The organism is Bradyrhizobium sp. LeoB3 (assembly GCF_055456055.1).
The window spans coordinates 1-19,068 of sequence record NZ_JBVBEF010000095.1 but is presented as its reverse complement, the minus strand read 5'-3'; the positions used below and the strand labels follow the sequence as shown (position 1 = coordinate 19,068).

Here is a 19,068-nt window from a genome sequence, read left to right as displayed (position 1 = left end):
AGCTGCCGGAGAGCTATTAAAAGGGAATTCTGATGTCTAAATTCGTTGTTAGCCTGGGCTGGGAGCAGCCAGACCAGGGCCGCACTCCTTGTGAGCACGACCACGATCGCAATGCGCAAGATGGTGCGCGGGATTTCAAGCCGCGGGGGAACTTGACCCAGCTTCCGGCGCGCGGCCGCGTCGGCCACCAAACATCTGCTGCAGGCGATCGAGATAGAGATAGACGACGGGCGTGGTGAACAGCGTCAGGAGCTGCGAAAGGATCAACCCGCCGACGATCGTATAGCCAAGAGGCTGTCGTATTTCGGATCCGGTACCAGTGCCCAGCATCAGCGGCACGCCGCCCAGGAGTGCCGCCATCGTGGTCATGAGGATCGGCCTGAAGCGGAGCACGCAGGCCTGGTAGATCGATTGCTCGGACGTCAGCCCTTCATTGCGCTCGACCTCGAGCGCGAAGTCGACGAGCATGATGCCGTTCTTCTTGACGATGCCGATCAGCAGAATGATCCCGATGATGGCGATCACGCTGAGGTCCATATGCACGGCCATCAAGAGAAGCAGAGCGCCGATGCCGGCCGATGGCAGCGTGGAGAGGATCGTGATCGGGTGAATGAAGCTTTCATACAGCACGCCCAGGATGATGTAGATCACAACAAGCGCTGCGAGCACCAAGATCATTTCACCGCTCAGCGCCGCCTGGAACGCATTCGCGTTACCCTGGAAAGTTGTGACAAGCGAGAGCGGCTTGCCGCTGGTGCGTTCGAACTGCTGGATCGCGGAGACGGCGTTGCCGAGCGCCGCGCCCGGTTTCAGGTTGAACGAGATGGTGGTCGAGGGAAACATTCCCTGGTGGTTGATGACGATGGGCGCAGCGGTGACGGTGCTCTTGGTAAGCGTGCTCAGCGGTACCTGTTGTCCGTTGGAAGAGTTGAGATAGAGTCCCTGCAAGACGGTCGGGCTGGTCTGGAAGCGCGGAAGGACTTCCAGCACCACGTGATACTGGTTGAGAGACGTAAAAATGGTCGAGACGATGCGCTGGCCGAAGGCGTCATCGAGCGTATTGTCGATGGCAGAAGGCAGAATACCGAAGCTGGATGCAACCTCGCGGTTAACAGTGGCATCGAGTCGCGGCCCGGCGTTCTCCTGGTCCGTCGTCACGTCGGTAATCTCTGGAATGCTCTTTAGCTTGTCCAGGAAGACAGCCGACCAGTGATTGAGCTCGTTCGAGTCTGAATCGGTCAGCGTATATTGAAACTGGGTTTTGGCCAGCCGCGCCCCAACCGTGATGTCTTGGGCGGCCTGCATGTAGAGGGTGATGCCCTCCACGGAAGCGAGCCTGGCTCGGAGCCGGTTGATCACTCCGTCGGCGCTGGCGTCGCGCTCGTCACGCGGCTTCAACGTAATGAAAACCCGTCCCTGGTTGACGGTGGCGACCCCGCCGCCGGCGCCGATCGCGGAGCCCACGGACAAAACGGCGGGATCCTCCACCACCTTATCAATGACGGCTCGCATGCGCTGTGTCATTGCTGGATAGGAAATATCCTGGGCGGCTTCTGCGACGCCGACGATCAGGCCGGTATCCTGCTGCGGAAAGAAGCCTTTTGGGATGACTACGTACAGATAGCCGGTTGCTGCGATGGCCAGAAACATCGTCATCAGGGTGATCAAGCGATGGCGCAGCGCCACGTTCAGTCCACGCTCATAGATTGCAAGCAGCCCGTCGAAAGCGCGTTCGGATTGCCGGTAGAGCCATCCGTGTCGTCCGGTGTCGTGTTTGAGCAGACGGGAGCACATCATCGGCGTCAGCGTCAGCGAAATCAGAAGCGAGAGGATCAGCGATACGCTTACTGTGATCGCGAATTCCTGGAACAGCTTTCCGACATAGCCGCCCATCAGGAACAGCGGGATAAACACCGCGATCAGCGACAGCGTGATCGAAATGATGGTGAAGCCGATTTCGCTCGAGCCTTTGAGAGCGGCTTCCATTGGACTTAGCCCTGCCTCGAGATGGCGGACAATGTTCTCGATGACGACGACCGCATCGTCGACCACGAATCCGATCGCGATCGACAGCGCCATCAGCGAGAGATTGTCCAGGCTGTACCCCAACCCGTAGAGAGCGGCGAACGTGCCGATCAGCGACAGCGGCACGGTGATGGCGGGAATCACGGTGGCCCAGAAATTGCGCAGGAAGATGAAAATGACCATCACCACCAGCGCCACCGTCAAGAGCAGCGTGAATTGCACGTCGGAAACGGAAGCACGGATCGTCTGGGTCCGGTCGGACAGGATATTGAGCTTGATGCCGGGCGGCAGCGCGGCTTGTAGCTGCGGCAGCTGGGACTTGATCAGGTCGACGGTTCGGATGACGTTGGCGCCGGGCTGGCGTTGAATGGTCAGGATGATCGCCGGTTGTTTGTTGACAAAAGCGCCGATCTGATTGTCCTCGGATGCTTCGACCACGTTGCCGATGTCGCTGACGTGCACCGGCGCGCCGTTGCGGTACGCGACGATCAGGTTCTTGTAGGCATCCGGCTTGAGCAGCTGATCGTTGGTCCCGAGGGTAAAGGTCTGGTGCGGACTGTTCAGCGTGCCCTTCGGCTGATCGACATTGGCCTGCATCAGCACGTTGCGGACGTCTTCCAGGCCGATGCCGCGATTGGCGAGCGCCTGCGGATCGACCTGCACGCGGATCGCCGGCTTTTGCTGGCCGCCAATGCCGATCAGGCCGACGCCCGAGGTCTGCGAGAGTTTCGGCACCAGGATGTTTTCGGTAAAGGCGTCCACCGTCGTGAGTGGCAAGGTATCGGATGTCAGTCCGAGAACCAGGATCGGCGTATCCGCAGGGTTCACCTTGCGGATCGTCGGAGGGTAGGGAATTCCTATCGGCAAATACGGAGTTGCCGCATTGATGGCGGCAAGAACGTCGGTTGCGGCGCTGTCGATATCGCGGCTGAGGTCGAATTGTACGGTAAGCTGGGTGTAGCCGAGGGCGCTCGCGGAGGTGACCTGGGTCAGGCCGGGAATCTGCGAGAACTGCTGCTCAAGCGGGGTCGCGACCGACGACGCCATGGTCTGCGGATCGGCGCCCGGCAACCGCGCCGTCACCGAGATCGTCGGGAAGTTGACGTTCGGGAGCGATGCGACCGGAAGCAATCGGTAGGTGGCCAGCCCGCCGAGCAGCAGGCCAGCCATCAGCAGCACCGTGGCGATTGGCCGGTGAATGAACGCCGCGGAGATGTTCATGGGATTTCCTGCTCGACGGAGTTCTGCAGATCGGCTTCCTTGGCTGCGTTGCCGTGGAGCTCGTGCACGCGCGTCCCCGCCTGAAGCCGGTATTGGCCATCGACCACGACCTTCTCATTGGCCTGCAGCCCTGAATCGATCAGCGCGTTGCCATCGCTGATATCGGCTACCCTTACCGGACGCGTCGTCACGGTTTCGTCAGGCCCGATCACCCAGACGAAGGGGCCCCGTGGTCCCTGCTGGATGGCCGAAGCAGGGATCGTCAGTCCATTGTGGCGGGTCTCGAGAAAGAGCCGTGCATTGATGAGTTCGCCCGGCCAGAGCATCCGTTTGGCATTGGGAAAGCTCGCTCGGAGCCGGATCGTGCCGGTGGTCTGGACGATCTGGTTGTCCACCAGATCGAGCTTGCCTTCGTCGAGCTGGGTTTTGTCGTCCTGACTGTAGGCGAGGACATTCAGCGGTCCCTTGGCCATCTGCCGGTTGATTTCCACAAGGTCGGTCTGCGGAAGCGAGAAGAGCAGCGAGATCGGCTGGATCTCGGTCACGTCCACCAGACCATTCTGATCGGTCGGATGGATGATGTTGCCGATGTCAAGCTGGCGAATGCCGGTCACGCCGTCGATCGGTGACGTCAGTTGAGTGTAGCTCAAGTTCGTCTTCGCCTGCTCGATGACGCCCTCATCGGACTTCACCATCGCCTGAAGCTGGGCCAATTGGGCCTTCGTGGTATCGACGAGCTGAGTGCTTGCCCAACCGTTCTTGGCAAGCGGCAGGTATCGGTTGAGATTGGCTTGTGCATTGTCGACCTGGGCCTGATCGCGATCGCGATTGGCGACCGCCTGATCGAGTTGAGCCTGATATGGGCGCGGATCGATCTCGGCCAGGAGATCACCCTTCTTCACCGTCTGTCCCTGCTTGAGGGCGATCTTGACGAGCTGTCCAGTGATCTGGCTGCGCACGACCACGTTGTTATAGGCGATCACCGTACCCACACCACGCAGGTAGATCGGTACTTCGTGTTGGAGCACGGCTGCCGCAACGACCGGCACGGCCGCTGGGGCGACAGTTACCGGATTTGGTGCGGCCTGACGGAATTGTCTGGCGGCCAATCCAGCGCCACCTGCGCCGATCACGCCAACAAGCATAACGAGCCATAACTTTCGCATGTAATGCTCCGGAAGCGTTCAGCAGCCCGACGAGGATGAAAGGGTGCTCGTACCGATACCGCCGGTCATCGAGGAGGCGGAGGAGCTGGTCGTACACGGCGTCGTGGTGCCCGGCATGGTCGTGCCGTATGTCGTACTCGAAGTGCTGGGCAGTGGCACCGTTGTCATCGGACTTTCGCCGCTGGTATCGGCCTCGGTTGCGCCGAGCGGAATCGTGTTGCCGACCACGTTGGAGGTCGAAGTCGTAGGCTGGGTTGAAGACGTCGTGCTGCTGGACGTCGTTGTGCAACTTGGGCTCGATGTCAGGCCGCCGCCGTCGAATGTTGAAGAAGTGGATGACGCCGTGCTCATTCCGCTTGTAGAGGAGGTGGATGGCGTCGTGCTCATTCCACTCGCGGAGGAAGAGGATGACATGCCGCTTGTCGAGCCGATCGCATTGCACGACGAGCTTACCATAGGGCTCAAACCGCCGGGATTGATTTCGGTCGCCCCAAGCGGGACGCCGGCACCAGTGAACGTGCTTGTTCCGCTCGAGCCCGGCGTGCCCAAAGGAGAAGTCGCGCCCATTCCTGAGGCGCTAACGGTAGTTTGCGCGTTGCTTGCTGTGCAGACGCATAGCAGCGCGAGCGCTGTCATCGACAATCGCTGTCGCATCGACATCTCCTGGCGATCGATTTATAAACCGCTTGCTAAAGCCTATGAGAGGGCTGGCGCGGGGCGGTTGGACCGGATGCAAGCGGTCCCACGCATGAGCTTCAAGGGCCGTTAGCTACTAGGATAAGTACGCAGCCAGCCAATCTGGACCACTAAACTCTTGCGCTGCAAACTTAAACTGGAATTTATGTCCATGCGAATTGGCGGGTGCTGCACGCAGGATCTGGTTGCCCACAGACAACGCCGCGATGCTGTCAGCTATCTTGCGAGGGGGCCCGCTCGAACACGATCTCTGCAACGCAACCCCGTCCGGTTGGCGCAGGTGAGATCGCAAACTGAAACCCGTGCAGCTTTACGATCGCGACGACCAGGCTTAGGCCCAATCCAAGCCCGGGCTCTCCGCGGCTCTTGTCCGATCGATAGAAGCGCCTGGTCACGAGATCACGCTCGCTCGCCGCGATTCCCCGTCCCGTGTCGCTGATGCGTAGCACACTGTTTTCTCCGATGCGGCAAAGCTTCAACTCGACGTGGCCGCATTCGGGAGTGAATTTCACGGCATTGTCGACGAGATTTGCAATGGCTTCGAACAGAAGATCGCGATCTCCGCGAGCAAAAAACTCCTGCTTGGCTTCCACCGTCAAGGCGACGGCTTTTTCCTTCGCCATGGGCTCGTAGAGGTCTCCGACGTCGCGTACCAGCTCCCCCAATTCGACTTCACGAAATCCCACCAGCCGCCGGTTGTGCTCAATCTCGGCGATACGGAGCAGTGCTGTGATCATCGTCAGCGACTGATCAAGGCCGGTAATGGCGTGATCGATAGCCGCTTTCAAGTCATCAAGGTTGGTTGCCTTATTCCGACCCCTCTCTAGAGTCATCCTCACATTTGTAAGCGGCGTCCGCAAATCGTGTGCGATGTCATCTCCCACTCCGGCAACGCTACGGAGGAGATCCTCGATTTCATCCAGCATCCCATTGATCAGTCTTGCCAGCTCGTTGAAGGGAGCACCACCTTGCACCGGCAAGCGTTCGCGCAATTCGCCCGCTACGATGCGCTGTATTAGCCGGTTAAATTGATCGAGCCGCTGTTGCGTCCTGATGCTCAGGAACGCTCCGAACAGTGAGCCAAGGCACAATGCCGGAACGAGGCCCCAAGCCACTGCACGCTCCACCGTGTGTCCGATTTCTGCCAGCTCGTCGGTATTCCGGCCGACAACAAGCGTTTCTCCATCGTCAAGCTTGCGTGCGACAGCGCGAACCATCTGTTGCTCGCGCCCGACAGCATCGATCCGCACCACCGAAAGCTGCTGTGCAGGGGCGTTGGGCGGTAAGCCGCGGGGTAGGCTTTCGATGTTCCCGATGACGCGATTGCCTTGGGCGTCGAACAGGCCAACAAGCTTCACCCGGCGCGGGTCTTCGTTGAGGTGCTGCTGAACGGCCTGAAGCCGCTGCTGTGGCGGAAGGCTGGAGAACACATTGGCGCGATCAGTAATCAGCCGATCGACGCTCGAGATCACGTACCTGGAGGTCGGCCAATAGATGAAGGCAATTATCAGGAGGACGCATAGCGCGAACACGCCGGTCGCGCCCATGGTCCCGCGAAGGACGGTCCAGCGGAACGCCCTCGTCCGAATATTTTTAGGAGGGCGCACGCAACACGAACCCTTCTCCCCGGACATTGAGAATCATCGGCGGCTCGCCGGGCGGATCAACCTTGCGGCGCAGCCGCCCCATATGCACGTCGACTAGATTGCTCTGCGGGACAAACTTGTAATTCCAGACCTCCTCGAACAGCATCGCCCGCGTAAGTAGCTGGTCTTTACGACGCATCATGTATTCGAGCAGACGGAACTCGCGGGGCAGGAGGTCGAGCGAGCGGCCGTCACGTGTCCCGGTGCGCTCCAGCAGATCGAGCTCAAGCGGTCCCAACCGCAGCACGGTGTCTCGGCTCTCACTGGGTCGGCGCAGCAGCGCCTCGATCCGCGCAATCAGCTCGAGAATCGCAAACGGCTTGGTTAGATAGTCGTCGCCACCGGCCCGCAATCCACGGATTCTCTCATCCACCGCTCCCAGAGCACTCAAGACCAGAACAGGGGTTCGCACCTGCTCCTGTCTCGCGACCTCGATGATGGTCAGGCCGTCGATGCCGGGCAGCAAGCGGTCGACGATCATGATGTCGGCCTCGCTCGCACGCGCTTTGTCGAGACCCTCGATCCCCGTTGCTGCCCGATCGACCTCGTATCCGCGACCCGTCAGCTCAGCCATGATCTGTTTGGCCGTCTCGTCGTGATCCTCGATCAGCAGCACCTTCGGCATTGCGTCTTCCTTGGCATCTTGCTGCAATCAACGGGCAGGGCATGCCTCATCACAACTCGGCCAATTAATGGCGCTTTGTGGAAAATACACAATGCGCATAGCCCTAGCATAAGGCAGAGCTTCATTAAATCCAGTTTAGTTTTGTAAATTCGGCTTTAGGTCAAGGACTTCTCTCAAGGAAAGGGTGCCGCGCCTAAGCGGATCGCAGGTCGCGGAGCCAGCCCTGGCGATCCGAATGACCTGCGCTGTCGCGGCGTTTAAGATTGCGATCAGACCGCGCGAAGCGCCGCCTGCACCTTCGCCGGCGTGAACGGCACCGAGCGCAGGCGTACGCCCGTGGCCTCGAACACGGCCCCGGCAATCGCCGAGGGAACGACGGCGCAGGCCGGCTCTCCGCCACCCCACGGCACCTCCTCGGGTCGGTCGATCAGATCCATCACGACTTCCGGGATCTCGGGAAAGCTGAGGATGGGATAGCTGGCCCAATCGAGACTCGTGACCATCGAGCGATCGAAGGTCACCTCCTCCTTGAGTATCCTGCTCACCGTCTGCACGATGCAGCCTTCGATCTGGTTGCGCAGTCCATCGGGATTGATGATCTGCCCGCAATCATGCGCGACGTAGAAGCGCTTCACGGCAAGCGCGCCGGTCTTGCGGTTCACTTCAACCTCGGCGACCGCACCCACATAGGTACGCACCAGCTCGTATTTCACATAGCCAAGCCCGCGTCCCGTGACGATCTCGGCATTGCGATCGGGCTTGGGGCGCTCGCGCCATTTGCTGAGCTTGGCCAGTCGCTCCAGAAGGTCCTTGCCCCGTGTGTCGTCGAGGTGCTGAAGGCGAATGTCAAGCGGGTCCGCGCCGATGTTCGCCGCGATCTCGTCGAGAAAGGATTCGTTGGCAAACGTATTCTGCAGGCGCCCCGGAGAGCGGATCCAGGCTGGTCGCAACGGTGTCGATTGCAATCGATGCGCGGTGGTCGTGACGTTCGGAATGACATACGGGATCGCGAGGTCATTGAGCACGCCGCCAGGGCTGAGCTTGCCGAGACTGTTGAGCCCGGCGAGATCGGCGCCGGTGAGTGGCACCAGCGTTGCGGCCCCGTCAGGCACGAACAGTTCCGATTCCCAGGCCGCCAACTGGCCCTGCGGATCAAGCCCGGCGCGCATGTCGAGCAGCGTCGGCGGTCCCTTGGGATCCCAGCCATGCTCGTCGGCGCGCATCCACTGCACCCGGACCGGCTTGCCCACCGCGCGCGCCAGGAGCGCTGCATCCGCCGCGGCATCTTCATGGCCGTTGCGGCCGTAGCAGCCTGCGCCCTCGACATAGATGCAGCGAACGTCCGCCTCAGCAATGGCCAGCATCGCGGCGAGTTGCTTATGCAAGTCGTGGGTTGCCTGCGAGGCCGTCCAGCACGTCAGCTTGCCACCAGAGAAAGTTGCTACCGCGCAGGAGGGGCCGATTGAGCCGTGGGTGTGCATGGCGAAGTCGTAGCTTGCCTCAAGCTTGCGTGGCGCAGCCTCAAGGGTGGCCCGGGAGCCGCCGATACGACTGGTGACATCGTCGCGCACGATCGGGGTGTTCCGCACGTGCTCCCAGACCTTGCTCTGTTCCGGCAGGCCATTCCAGCTCGACCAGGTCACCCTCAGCTGTTGCGCGGCCTTGATCGCGCTCCATTCACTCTTGGCCACGATGGCGAGAAAGTTGTTGATGCGGACGACCTTCACAATTCCAGGGATGTCGGCGATTGAAGATTCGTCATAGGAGACGAGCGTGGCACCGAAACCAGACGGACGCACAACACGGCCGTGCAGCATGTCAGGTAGCTTGAAATCGTGCATATAGGTGAAGCGGCCATTCACCTTGTCCGGAATATCGAGGCGGCGCACCGTCTTGCCGACGACGGTGTATTCAGCAGGCGCTTTCTGCGGCGCGTCCTTTTCGATTTCGAGCGCAAGCGTTGTTGTTTCAACAAGACTTCCGAGCGGCAGCCGTCCGCCGCTCGTGGCAACGACCACGCCATCCCGAATCGCAAGTGTGGAAATGTCACGCCGCATCTGGGCAGCGGCCCGGCGAAGGAGGGCTTGGCGCGCTGTCGCGGCGGCGCGGCGCAACTGCGTGCCGCCGTTCTGGATCGAGAAACTTCCGCTGGTCGTGCCTTGGTCCGGCGTCAGCGCGGTGTCGCCCTCGATGATCGAAATCTGGTTCATGGGGACGTCAAGCTCGTCGGCGACGATCTGGGTCAGCGCGGTCCGCACCCCGGTGCCGAGATCGACCTTTCCGGAATAGACTGTAACGTGCCCATCCTGTGCGACCGCAAGAAAGCCGTCGACCCGGTCGGTCGACAGGGTTTTTCCACTGGCAGCTACCGCCTTGGTGCGAGCCATCGGCAGGCTGAAGGCCACGATGAGCGCGCCACCGGCCTGCAGCAGTGTACGCCGATCGATCATTTTGTTCATGGAGATATCCTTGTCAGGAGCTTGCCGCGGCGCGCATGACCGCGCGAACAATGCGCAGATGCGTTCCGCAGCGGCAGAGATTGTTCGCCAGTTCTGACTTGACGTCCTGCTCGCTTGGCTTCGGATTGCGCGCCAAAAGGTCGGCCGACTGCATGATCATGCCGTTGATGCAGTAGCCGCACTGCACGGCTTGCTCCTCGATAAATGCCGTTTGCAGCGGATGCGGCCGGGCATCCGTGCCGAGGCCCTCGAGCGTGACGACGCGGCCCGAAACCGCCGAGAGCGGCATGACGCAGGAACGGGTAGCTGTTCCGTCGACGTGCACCGTGCAGGCGCCGCATTGGCCGAGACCGCACCCAAAGCGAGGTGCATGCAGGCCGAGCTCAATTCTCAGAACATAGAGTAGGGGGGGGTCGGGATCGTCGACCGTTACCGAGACCGCTCGGCCGTTCACGTTCAGGGAAGTTGTCGCCATTGCGGAATTCCTGCCTTGCCGTTGCCGCCACGCAACCTCTTATCGGCGTCGAGCCGTTGAGCCCCACCGCCGAATGGATCACGAGTGCCGTAAACCGATCGGTTAAATGACAGGAGCCAAGTAGGGAGGTGGCGCGCTCGACCCAAGCAAAAATGTTCGAGCTCAATTTGAATTGAGCGCGTGGGATCTGCCTGTTTGTCAGCTGGGCGCTCCTCGATCCTAAATCCAAATTTAATTGAGAGAGCCACCTGGTGGACCGACTTCGAGAAATCGACAGCGCAGCACTTCGTTAATCCAGTTGCGCAATCAGTTTTCCGATTGGAGGTCAATGTGGCTCTTTCCTCGCGTGCGATCTTGCTGTCCACGATCCTCTTGGCCATCGCCGTCTCACCCGCTTTGGCGCAGGACTCAAGAAGCGCAAATCCGGTCAGCAGAGGAGATGATGGTAATCACGAGCAGCAGTTCATTTGCGACAATGACTTGGCGGTGAGCAACATGACGAGTAGGAAACCGACCGGCGACGTGGACCACGATTTCGCAGCGATGATGATTCCCCACCATCAGGCCGCGATCGATATGGCACGCGCCGAGCTGAAAAACGGTCACAACGACGCGCTTCGGCAACTGGCACGCAACATCATAGCGCAACAGGAGCAGGAGATATCAGTCATGCGACGTGCTCTCGACGACGAGTCGCGAACGGGCTCCAAAAATCCCCGCACAAATCCTGCGGAAACCAGCGCGAATTCCGCAAAGCCGAGAGCGCAATGAGCTTAGCAGAGATCGTTCTGCGCGACGTTCATTCCTCGATGTTAAGATTGAAGCGTGAACGTCCGCATTAAGACGAATTGAGTTTCGTTACGCGCAATTTAGTGGGGCCGGATCGCCTCTGTCTTACATGTAGATCGACGCATCTGAAGCGTTCAGATGCTCCCGAAATGAGAAGTTTCGCACCGCGAGAGCACTCCCGTTCGAGGATAGCGATCGCTCTTGCGCGCTCGGCGAACTCTCGCATGGATCATGCATGGAGAAACGACTATGACGTCATTCAAGACACTTGCCATGGCCGCGGTACTTTCCGCGCTGGCGGCAACGCCAGTATTTGCGCAAGCTGCCATGGAGGCCTATGCAGCGAGGGGAAGCGGAATCGCTCCTTCCTTTGCGCAGCGTTATCGCTCTTACGACGCGGCCTCCGGTACCTTCCGCGGCTATCACGTTCGCCGGCATTCTCGCCAGTGAAGCCCAGCGGATAAAGAGCCGAAGGCAATCCTGAAACTACGACCGACGTACATGACAACAACGTAAAAGGAGCTTTGCAATGAGCGAGAATTCTCGCGATGAATTCCAACGTGCTGGGAATGGAGTGCCACGGCGCTCGGTGCTGGTCGGTGCGGGACTTGCGGCAACCGGCCTGGCGCTGTCAGGCGGGGTTGCAGCAGCCGAGCCGATCAGGCAGCGGCCTGTAGCCGAGCCGGTAAGCGGGCCTTACCCGATGCCTCCTCCCGAAAAGACCGCCGGGCCGATCGTCCCAGGGCGCGGCTCGGCGCTCGCCGGCAAGGTCGCGGTGGTGACGGGTGCCGCCCGCGGAATTGGTCGCGCGATCGCCGCCGAATTCGCCGCCAATGGCGCCGCTGTCGTGGCTCTCGACATTGCAGGACCGGTCAGTCCGACTGCCGATGCAATTCCGGCCACGGACGCAGAACTTTCCGAAACAGTATCGCAGATCGCGAAGTATGGTCGGCGAGGCACGGCTGTCAAAGCGGATATTCGTGACATCGAGGCTCTGCGAGCAGTTGCCGACAGAGTCGAGCGCGAACACGGGAAGATTGACATCATTGTCGCCAATGCCGCCATCCAGGGTTGGAAGCCGTTGATGGAGATGGACGACATGGACTGGCGCGACCAGATTGAGAACAATCTCAATGGCACCGCCAACACCGTCCGTGCCTTTGGACCCAAGCTGGTTGCCCGCAAATATGGTCGCATCATCCTGCTCTCTTCCATGCAGGGCAGAATGGGCACGATGGATGGAACGAGCTACTCCGCATCGAAATGGGGTATCCTGGGGCTGATGAAATCGGCTGCTCTCGAGCTGGCTCGGTACAACATCACCGTCAATGCCATTCTGCCGGGACTAGTCGGTACCCCGTTGACATTCAACGAGCAGCGGTTCCGCGCGGCCATGGCGCAATCCAATCGCCAACCTCCTGCGTACCCTACAGCGCGGGAGACTTGGGATGCTCGTGCTCCGACTGTGCCGCTTCAGGTGGGATGGCTACAGCCTGAAGACATCTCGCCAGTGGCGGTCTTCCTGGCATCGGACGCCGCTACGTTGGTGACTGGCAGCGAGTTTGCGGTGACCGGGGGAGACGCGGCGAAGGTAAGCTGATTGATAAGCACGAATGCACGTGCCGCTCGCGACCTCGGGCGGCACGTGCGCAAAGAGCGCTCGGCGATCTTCTCCGCTGCAATTTCGGCTTTCTGGCGTGCAGCGGCGCGGATGAGTCCGAAAAGCGATTCGCACACATGCGCGTTTTCATTCGCGCTTTGCGACCTTGCCGCGTGAACATTCATCAACCGATATCAGCCGCAGCGAGCGTACGATTTGGCATATCCGCAGCCCTATGAACAAAAATTTAGTCACCGTAAATCCTATTTAATAGTCGCGCGACGCCGCCGACCTACCTGCATTGCATCGATCATCGAGCGAGCGCCTCCGACCGGAGAGTGCGCATTGTTAATTGGCACTGACAGCGGAAGGCGGCGATATGGTGAAGAATAATGAATCAAGATCCGGGCGCATCGAAACTCCGACCCAGAATGGCGCCCGCAGGCCGTCGGAGCAGACTGTTTCGCTCGGCAGTCGCTTTCGTGCATGCCGCAGCTTCCTGCTTACGCCAGGCTCCAAGCCGGAGCGGTTTCTTGGTACCCGAGCGGCCGGCGGCGATGCGATCATGATCGATCTTGAGTCAACGGTTGCTCCCGATGACAAGCAGCAAGCACGCGAAGCCGCGCTGGCCTTCTTTCGAGAGCCGAGCGATGCGGACTTCGTGCGCATCCTGCGCATCAATAGCCCGCGCTCGGCGATCGGGCTCCGCGACCTGCTGACTCTCCTCGATGCCGGCAGTCAGCCTGATGCAATCGTAATTCCAAAATGCCAGTCCGCGGACCGAGATCCGGGTCGTGGTGGATGTCCTGGATGGCTCGCGGTCGTCAATCGGCATCATTCCGATGGTCGAGCTTGCGCGGGCGGTTTTCGTTGCCAATCATATGGCTGGGGCGTCCTGGCGGCGGGCGGCGCAGAGAAGATGGCGGCGTTTGATGATGCACTGCTCGCCCGTCACCTCAGCCCTGGCGGGACCGCAGACCTGCTGGGACTTACCTGGTTCCTAGCTCAATTCCCCAAAACGCCATGAAAGCACGATGAACCAGACCGACGCAGAGCGGGACGTTTCGGCTGTACTCTTGTATCGAGCGCGATTCTCGCCCGCAGCACGCCTTTGAGGTCCGCCGTTGGCGTCGACGGCGGGCGAGGGCTGCTGCGTCGCGACGTCGCCGGTTGTTCTACTGCGCCGCCATGCTGCGTGCCGGCGGTGCCATGAACTCGGGCCCGACGGGATTGCGGATGGTAGCATCAAGGATGCGATTGATCTCCGCCTTCGCCGGCGCGTCGAGCCGCCAAGCGCTCACAGCGTCGACGGGCTGAAGCTGGTTTGGGTGGCGAGCGCCCCATAGCGCAGTGGTGATTCCCTGGTCCAACGTCCACCGGATCGCCAGATGGATGACACGCCTGCCGAACTGCCTTTGCGCGAATTCGTCGAATTGCTCCGCGGCAGCAAGATATTGCGCGAATCGGGGTTGCCGAAATTTTGGATCAACGCCACGAAGGTCGTCGCCTTTGAACGCTGTATCAGCACGCATGCGGCCCGACAACAGGCCGCGGCACAGCGCGCCGTAACCAAAAGTCGCGATCTTGTTCTTGCGGCAGTAGGGCAGGATTTCAGCCTCGATACCGCGCTCGAACAGATTGTAGGGCGGCTGCAATACATGCAGTGGAGCAACCTGGCGGAAGCGTTCCATCTGCATGACCGAGAAATTGCTGACTCCAATCGCGCGGATCTTGCCTTGCTTGAGCAATGTGTGCATCGCATCGGCAGTTTCCTCGATCTCCACTAGGGGATCCGGCCAGTGCACCTGATACACGTGATATGATCAGTTCGAAGTCGCTGCAACGAGTCCTCGAGTTCCTTCAAAATCCGCGCCCGGGTAGCATTTCGGAAAACCCGTCCCTGGCTCCATTCAAGACCGACCTTGGTCGCGATCACCACGCGTGACCGCAGATTGCTTTCCGCCAGCGCCGTGTCGACGATTTCCTCGGAGCGCCCGAATCCGTAGACGGGAGCGGTGTCAATCACATTGATGCCGCGGTCGATCGCGGTGCGGATCGTTGCAATCGATTCCGCCTCGCTCGTTCCGCCCCACATCCAGCCGCCAATTGCCCAGGTGCCAAGTGCAACCCGCGACGCCTTGATGGCAGTGCCCGGAATATAGATATGTTCCATTTCACCTGTCCTGGATTGATCCAGCATGAATCGGCTCCGGCTTGTTGAGTGTTGAAATTCTGCGCTCACGGCTTGAGCGTCTTCAGATATGCGATGACATTCTGACGATCGTTGCTGCCCGGAAGGTTCGTCAACATTTTGTGCCATGAATGTCTGCGGCAGGGTTCGTAAGGAACTTGTCCAACGTACTTTCATCCCAGGTGATGTTTGCTGCCGTTAGCGCCGCCGAGTAATTGAACCCGGCTTGCGCGCCACTCTTGCGGCCGAACACGCCGGTAAGCGATGGACCAACCTTGGTCACGCCGGGCTGGGTCGCATGGCACATGCCGCAGTGGCTGGCGAACATCTGTTGTCCCGCACCAGCATCTTTGGCGGCGAGGCCGGCCGATGAGCCGAGCGCCAGCAAGGCAATGCCACACGAAGCGGGCTTCACAGCCGCCCGTAATCGAAGTTTGCAGGTCCTCATGTTGCCATCTCGACTCGCAAACACCAGCCTTCATGTAACCGGTTCAGCGCATGTGGCGGGGGCGCCATCCGGGTTCACGATGCTCATCATGGACCGCGTCCGGCATTGGGTTTTTCGGACTCGACATTTAGCCCGGCCTCCTCTGAAGCCAGCAGGCCAAGCGCAGACCAATCAAGCTCCGAGTATCCGCGCGCTATCCCGGTGATAAAGCGGTCACGCACGACGCTGAGAGTTGGCATCGGCACCCCCGCAGCTTCTGCTTCCTGCAGCGCCAGCCGCATGTCCTTGAGTGCCAGCGGAAAGACCAGGCCGCCAGCCCGGTATTCTTGCCCCGCGATTTTGCTGCCATAGCTCCGGTGGAACCGGCTATCGAACATTGTTCCGGTCAGAATCGCGAGTAGCTCCTGGGTATCGAGCCCGCGCTTTCGTGCGAGCGCACAAACCTCGCCCAGGATTTCGAGATTGGCCGCGATCATGGCGTTGCCGGCCAGCTTCATCAGATTCGCTGTCGCCGGAGCGTTGCCCACTGCAAATGTGCGCTGGCCGATCGTGTCGAAGATAGGCTGACAGCGCTCGATATCCGGCGGCTCGCCGGCTGCAATGACGAACAACTGGCGGGCTCTCGCCGCGTCCGGATTTCCGAACACTGGCGCTGCGACGTAACTCTGCCCATTTCGAGCATGCTCGCTCGCTAAATGGGAAGCCACCGCGGGACTGATGGTACTCATCGAGAGATGGATTGCGCGGGGCCCCAGGCTCGTGAGCAGGCCGGCAATTCCGAAATCCCTGCGGCCGAACACCACCTGCTGAACGGCCGCATCGTCGGGCAGCATGCTGATGACGAGCTCGCAGCCGAACAGGTCGCCAAATTCGGTCGTCGGTTCGAGGCCGAGCGCCGCAAGCTTCGCGATTTGCTCCGGCCGCCGGACGTAGGCGATCACCAACTGGCCAGCAGCCGCCAGGTTTGCCGCTATCGCTGTACCCATCCGACCGAGACCGATAAAGCCAATCCGGCCTTCTTGCGGCGCGCGCTCGCGGCCAGTCCTCGCATTCGCCTGTGAACTTGTCATTTGTCGCTCTTCGTGACGGTGGTGCTCGTTGAGACGCCGCTATGCATTAAGAAGATTTGGATCGATCGGCATGGCTCGAATCCGCTTGCCGGTCGCCGCAAAGATGGCATTGCAGATCGCGGGCGCCATTGGTGGCACGCCGGATTCGCCGACGCCGGCCGGCGGCGCGCTGCTTTCGACGATATGAACGTGTGTCTCCGGCGTGATATCCGTCCGCGCAACAAGGTAGTCGGTGAAGTTGCTTTGCTCCGTGCGCCCTTGTGTCATGGTAATATTGCTGTAAAGCGCATTGCTGAAGGAAGCGGCTCCATCCGATAGCGCGACATGCGCAGTTCTCGCATCAGCCGCAGTAGGCTGGCCAGGTAGCGTGTGGACGACGGTAGTAGCGATCATAGCAATCCAGGCCGTCGTCTAACAATCGGCCATACCTCGGCCAGACGCCGCCGAAACGGTGCATAGCACCGTGGTGTAAACCCGAACCATGGCTCCCACTTGGTTCCCAAGGCCGATACGGCCGCCGCCAACGTCCATGCGGGCCCCAGCGTTGGTCCCCATGTGAGCCCCTCCGCGGAAACCTCCTATATGCCCACCGCCGAAGCCGCCCATGTGGCCGCCACGACCGCGTGCTTCGGCCGTGGCCGTAAGCAAGCTTGCGGCGAGCATGGTCGTTACCATAGTCGTCACTAGTCGTCTCATCATGTCATTTCCTTTCCAATTGGGAGAAGCGCCCGGTATTTAGCCCTTCAAGATCAACGGCACGCGGATATCTTGATCGAGCAGGTTCTCTGTTCGGGACTATCACCATTGCGGGACATAGGTGCGATCGTTTCCGTCGTCGCGAGCGGTTTTGCCGTAGCACTCTGCAGCAATGCCCGATGCAGTTTCGAGGCACTCAGCATAGCTCGTGAATCTGCAATCGGTGCCGCCTTTGTCATAGGATAAACAATAGCGCCCCGAGGGACGATGGGCCCCGCCGTCGCGATGGACCCTGAGAGGGCAAGCGCAGATAGTGCAGTCGCGGAGGACAGCAAGCTTGCAGCAGTTTCATTGCGATCTCCTACTTAGCTTTCGTCGTTGAGGTGGGAGCTGACGCAGGTGAAATCGATTATAAAAAACTTCATGATGTGCTGAGTGCTTATTGCGTCCGACCGTAAGCAGAAACGACCGGTATAAAAACGGGCCAGAAACATCGTTTCTGGCCCGTCGCTTTCAAGGTAGATCACCATACGGCGCGGCGGATCAATAACCTGGCATCGGTTCGCAGGGGACCATTGTCACAAGGCTGTGTCGCGAACGCGCCTACGCGCGGAGCCGGGATGCAGGCCTGCCTGTTAACGTTTAGGTCGGTCGAACGCTCGCATCGGCAGTCCCGGCGGCGTGGCGGGTGTTCGGGTGATACTCGCGAGCCAGGACGGGAGTCGCCAGCATGGTCGCAACGACCAGTGCACCCTTGGTCACTTCAGTTCTCCAAAGGAAGCCAATGACATTAGCTTCTCGACCGGGAGATGCGAACTGCGATCGGTCACCCAAAGGTACGTCTTCTCACGTTGCTTCAAACCGGCGAGATGATTGGAGCGAACTAATCTGAGACCAAGGCGATCGACAACTTTCACCCAGCCGTTGAACGTTCTGAAGTCAGGAACGGAAACGGCAGTCGCGGAGCAAAAGCGCATCTTCGGAGTTCGCTTCTGACACAAGGGAACGTGGTGTTCTGCTCGAGCTGCGTTCGCGGTACACGCGGGCAGGGCCGGAATAGACCGCTCGCCGAATCACAATGGACCACTCTTGGAAACTAAAAATGAATTGCATGGGATCGGCATATGGCGAACCTACATCAGAGCCGTGCCGTTCTCCTCCCTCAGGCACATACATCAACCCCCGCGATCCGCAGCGGGTGTTTATCCTACAATGTACACGACGATTTGCCTGCGGGTCCGGACCGCGCTTTGATAGGGGCGCAATACGCTTCATGATTGCGCGCTGGAAGAGATTAATCGTCGCGACCGTAATAGCTTCTCAGCAAGTGATAGCGATCACCTTCTTTTCTGTAAACCTGATGTAGGCATCTTCCTTGAGTACAGATGGCGGTCTTGTCGCCACAACGAAGACGTCGAAAGTGCAAAACGAGAAATTTCGAATTTTGACGGTAACCAGCGAAATAGCGTTGCGCCGCCAGGTCTGGCCGACACATTCGCGTCAACGCGCCTCGGACTTCTGGCGGCAATCCATCAGTATTGTGGACATTCCATATCTCATCCTCGAAGGAGCTCCCACGGCCGAACATCGGCGTTACCTGGTTGAGCAAGCCGAGCAGAAGCGCCAATGTAATAGAACGAGCAGGTACAATCATCGATATGACCAATTCCCAGGCTTCGTATTCGTTTTCGGCGCGCCGATCGTTGTCTTGGGACAAGACACCACGTCCGGGATAAACAGATGAACCAAACGTACGAGGCCGAATTGTCGGACCTCTTAAATTCGCGTTTAATTGCCGATGGGATGGATTGTGCTGCGCGAAGCGTGCGCCAGTGTGCTGTGAACCGCACTGCGGACTCTAGTCACGTGAATCTAAAGTTCGCCACATAAAGTCTGTTGAGCTTTGTGGCAGAAGCGTTTGACGGAAGCCAAAATCTGATCGGCTGACTTGGTCCATTTGA

At 59.8% G+C, this 19,068-nt stretch carries 17 protein-coding genes and 1 pseudogene; 5 read left to right on the top strand and 13 right to left on the bottom strand.

Annotation, left to right across the window (positions count from 1 at the left end; translation table 11 throughout):
• Positions 1–135: 135 nt before the first annotated feature.
• Together ACZXDY_RS36600 and ACZXDY_RS36595 are read right to left on the bottom strand one after the other, a co-directional pair.
• Entirely contained in the window at positions 136–3,246 is a 3,111-nt protein-coding gene (locus ACZXDY_RS36600; protein ID WP_464348888.1) for an efflux RND transporter permease subunit, read from the bottom strand.
• A complete protein-coding gene (locus ACZXDY_RS36595) occupies positions 3,243–4,412 on the bottom strand; it encodes an efflux RND transporter periplasmic adaptor subunit (protein WP_464348887.1) in 1,170 nt (389 codons plus the stop codon). Before ACZXDY_RS36595 ends, ACZXDY_RS36600 begins: the two co-directional genes overlap by 4 nt.
• Positions 4,413–4,527: 115 nt before the next feature.
• Here ACZXDY_RS36595 and ACZXDY_RS36590 point away from each other — a divergent pair, with 115 nt between their 5' ends.
• Entirely contained in the window at positions 4,528–5,181 is a 654-nt protein-coding gene (locus ACZXDY_RS36590) for a hypothetical protein (protein WP_464348886.1), read from the top strand.
• Between the two features lie 139 nt (positions 5,182–5,320).
• On the opposite strand, the gene ACZXDY_RS36585 is transcribed toward ACZXDY_RS36590, so the two are convergent.
• The 4 genes from ACZXDY_RS36585 to ACZXDY_RS36570 all read right to left on the bottom strand — a co-directional run bounded on the left by ACZXDY_RS36585 (position 5,321) and on the right by ACZXDY_RS36570 (position 10,313).
• Positions 5,321–6,655, bottom strand: a complete 1,335-nt coding sequence (locus ACZXDY_RS36585) for a sensor histidine kinase (RefSeq protein WP_464348885.1) — start codon at positions 6,653–6,655, stop codon at positions 5,321–5,323.
• Positions 6,656–6,701: 46 nt separating this feature from the next.
• On the bottom strand, positions 6,702–7,379 hold the full coding sequence (locus ACZXDY_RS36580) for a response regulator transcription factor (protein ID WP_464348884.1): 678 nt from the start codon (positions 7,377–7,379) through the stop codon (positions 6,702–6,704).
• Between the two features lie 269 nt (positions 7,380–7,648).
• Complete coding sequence (locus ACZXDY_RS36575; protein ID WP_464348883.1) at positions 7,649–9,838, bottom strand: xanthine dehydrogenase family protein molybdopterin-binding subunit; 2,190 nt, start codon at positions 9,836–9,838, stop codon at positions 7,649–7,651.
• A 13-nt stretch (positions 9,839–9,851) separates the two neighbouring features.
• Complete coding sequence (locus tag ACZXDY_RS36570) at positions 9,852–10,313, bottom strand: (2Fe-2S)-binding protein (RefSeq protein WP_464348882.1); 462 nt, start codon at positions 10,311–10,313, stop codon at positions 9,852–9,854.
• A gap of 330 nt (positions 10,314–10,643) precedes the next feature.
• On the opposite strand from ACZXDY_RS36570, the gene ACZXDY_RS36565 reads away from it, so the two are divergent.
• From ACZXDY_RS36565 to ACZXDY_RS36550, 4 genes are all read left to right on the top strand, one after another.
• A complete protein-coding gene (locus tag ACZXDY_RS36565) occupies positions 10,644–11,084 on the top strand; it encodes a DUF305 domain-containing protein (protein WP_464348881.1) in 441 nt (146 codons plus the stop codon).
• 267 nt (positions 11,085–11,351) lie between these two features.
• On the top strand, positions 11,352–11,552 hold the full coding sequence (locus tag ACZXDY_RS36560; protein WP_464348880.1) for a BA14K family protein: 201 nt from the start codon (positions 11,352–11,354) through the stop codon (positions 11,550–11,552).
• A 328-nt stretch (positions 11,553–11,880) separates the two neighbouring features.
• Positions 11,881–12,702 (top strand): SDR family NAD(P)-dependent oxidoreductase, encoded by an 822-nt coding sequence (locus ACZXDY_RS36555; protein WP_464348879.1) that lies wholly within the window; start codon positions 11,881–11,883, stop codon positions 12,700–12,702.
• Between the two features lie 352 nt (positions 12,703–13,054).
• Positions 13,055–13,729 (top strand): aldolase/citrate lyase family protein, encoded by a 675-nt coding sequence (locus ACZXDY_RS36550; protein WP_464348878.1) that lies wholly within the window; start codon positions 13,055–13,057, stop codon positions 13,727–13,729.
• A gap of 148 nt (positions 13,730–13,877) precedes the next feature.
• On the opposite strand, the gene ACZXDY_RS36545 is transcribed toward ACZXDY_RS36550, so the two are convergent.
• The 7 genes and pseudogenes from ACZXDY_RS36545 to ACZXDY_RS36515 form a co-directional block, all read right to left on the bottom strand.
• The gene (locus tag ACZXDY_RS36545; protein ID WP_464348895.1) at positions 13,878–14,459 is read right to left on the bottom strand and encodes an aldo/keto reductase; all 582 of its coding nucleotides are present in this window, start codon (positions 14,457–14,459) and stop codon (positions 13,878–13,880) included.
• Between the two features lie 26 nt (positions 14,460–14,485).
• Entirely contained in the window at positions 14,486–14,902 is a 417-nt protein-coding gene (locus tag ACZXDY_RS36540; RefSeq protein ID WP_464348877.1) for an aldo/keto reductase, read from the bottom strand.
• Between the two features lie 103 nt (positions 14,903–15,005).
• Positions 15,006–15,281 carry a c-type cytochrome gene (locus tag ACZXDY_RS36535; protein ID WP_464348876.1) on the bottom strand — a complete coding sequence of 92 codons (276 nt, stop codon included), beginning with the start codon at positions 15,279–15,281 and terminating at the stop codon, positions 15,006–15,008.
• 146 nt (positions 15,282–15,427) lie between these two features.
• Positions 15,428–16,417: pseudogene (locus ACZXDY_RS36530) on the bottom strand (NAD(P)-dependent oxidoreductase); the annotation flags it as partial.
• 33 nt (positions 16,418–16,450) lie between these two features.
• The gene (locus ACZXDY_RS36525; protein WP_464348875.1) at positions 16,451–16,678 is read right to left on the bottom strand and encodes a hypothetical protein; all 228 of its coding nucleotides are present in this window, start codon (positions 16,676–16,678) and stop codon (positions 16,451–16,453) included.
• Between the two features lie 531 nt (positions 16,679–17,209).
• The gene (locus tag ACZXDY_RS36520) at positions 17,210–17,419 is read right to left on the bottom strand and encodes a DUF3551 domain-containing protein (protein WP_464348894.1); all 210 of its coding nucleotides are present in this window, start codon (positions 17,417–17,419) and stop codon (positions 17,210–17,212) included.
• A gap of 982 nt (positions 17,420–18,401) precedes the next feature.
• On the bottom strand, positions 18,402–18,824 hold the full coding sequence (locus tag ACZXDY_RS36515; protein ID WP_464348874.1) for a hypothetical protein: 423 nt from the start codon (positions 18,822–18,824) through the stop codon (positions 18,402–18,404).
• Positions 18,825–19,068: the final 244 nt, after the last annotated feature.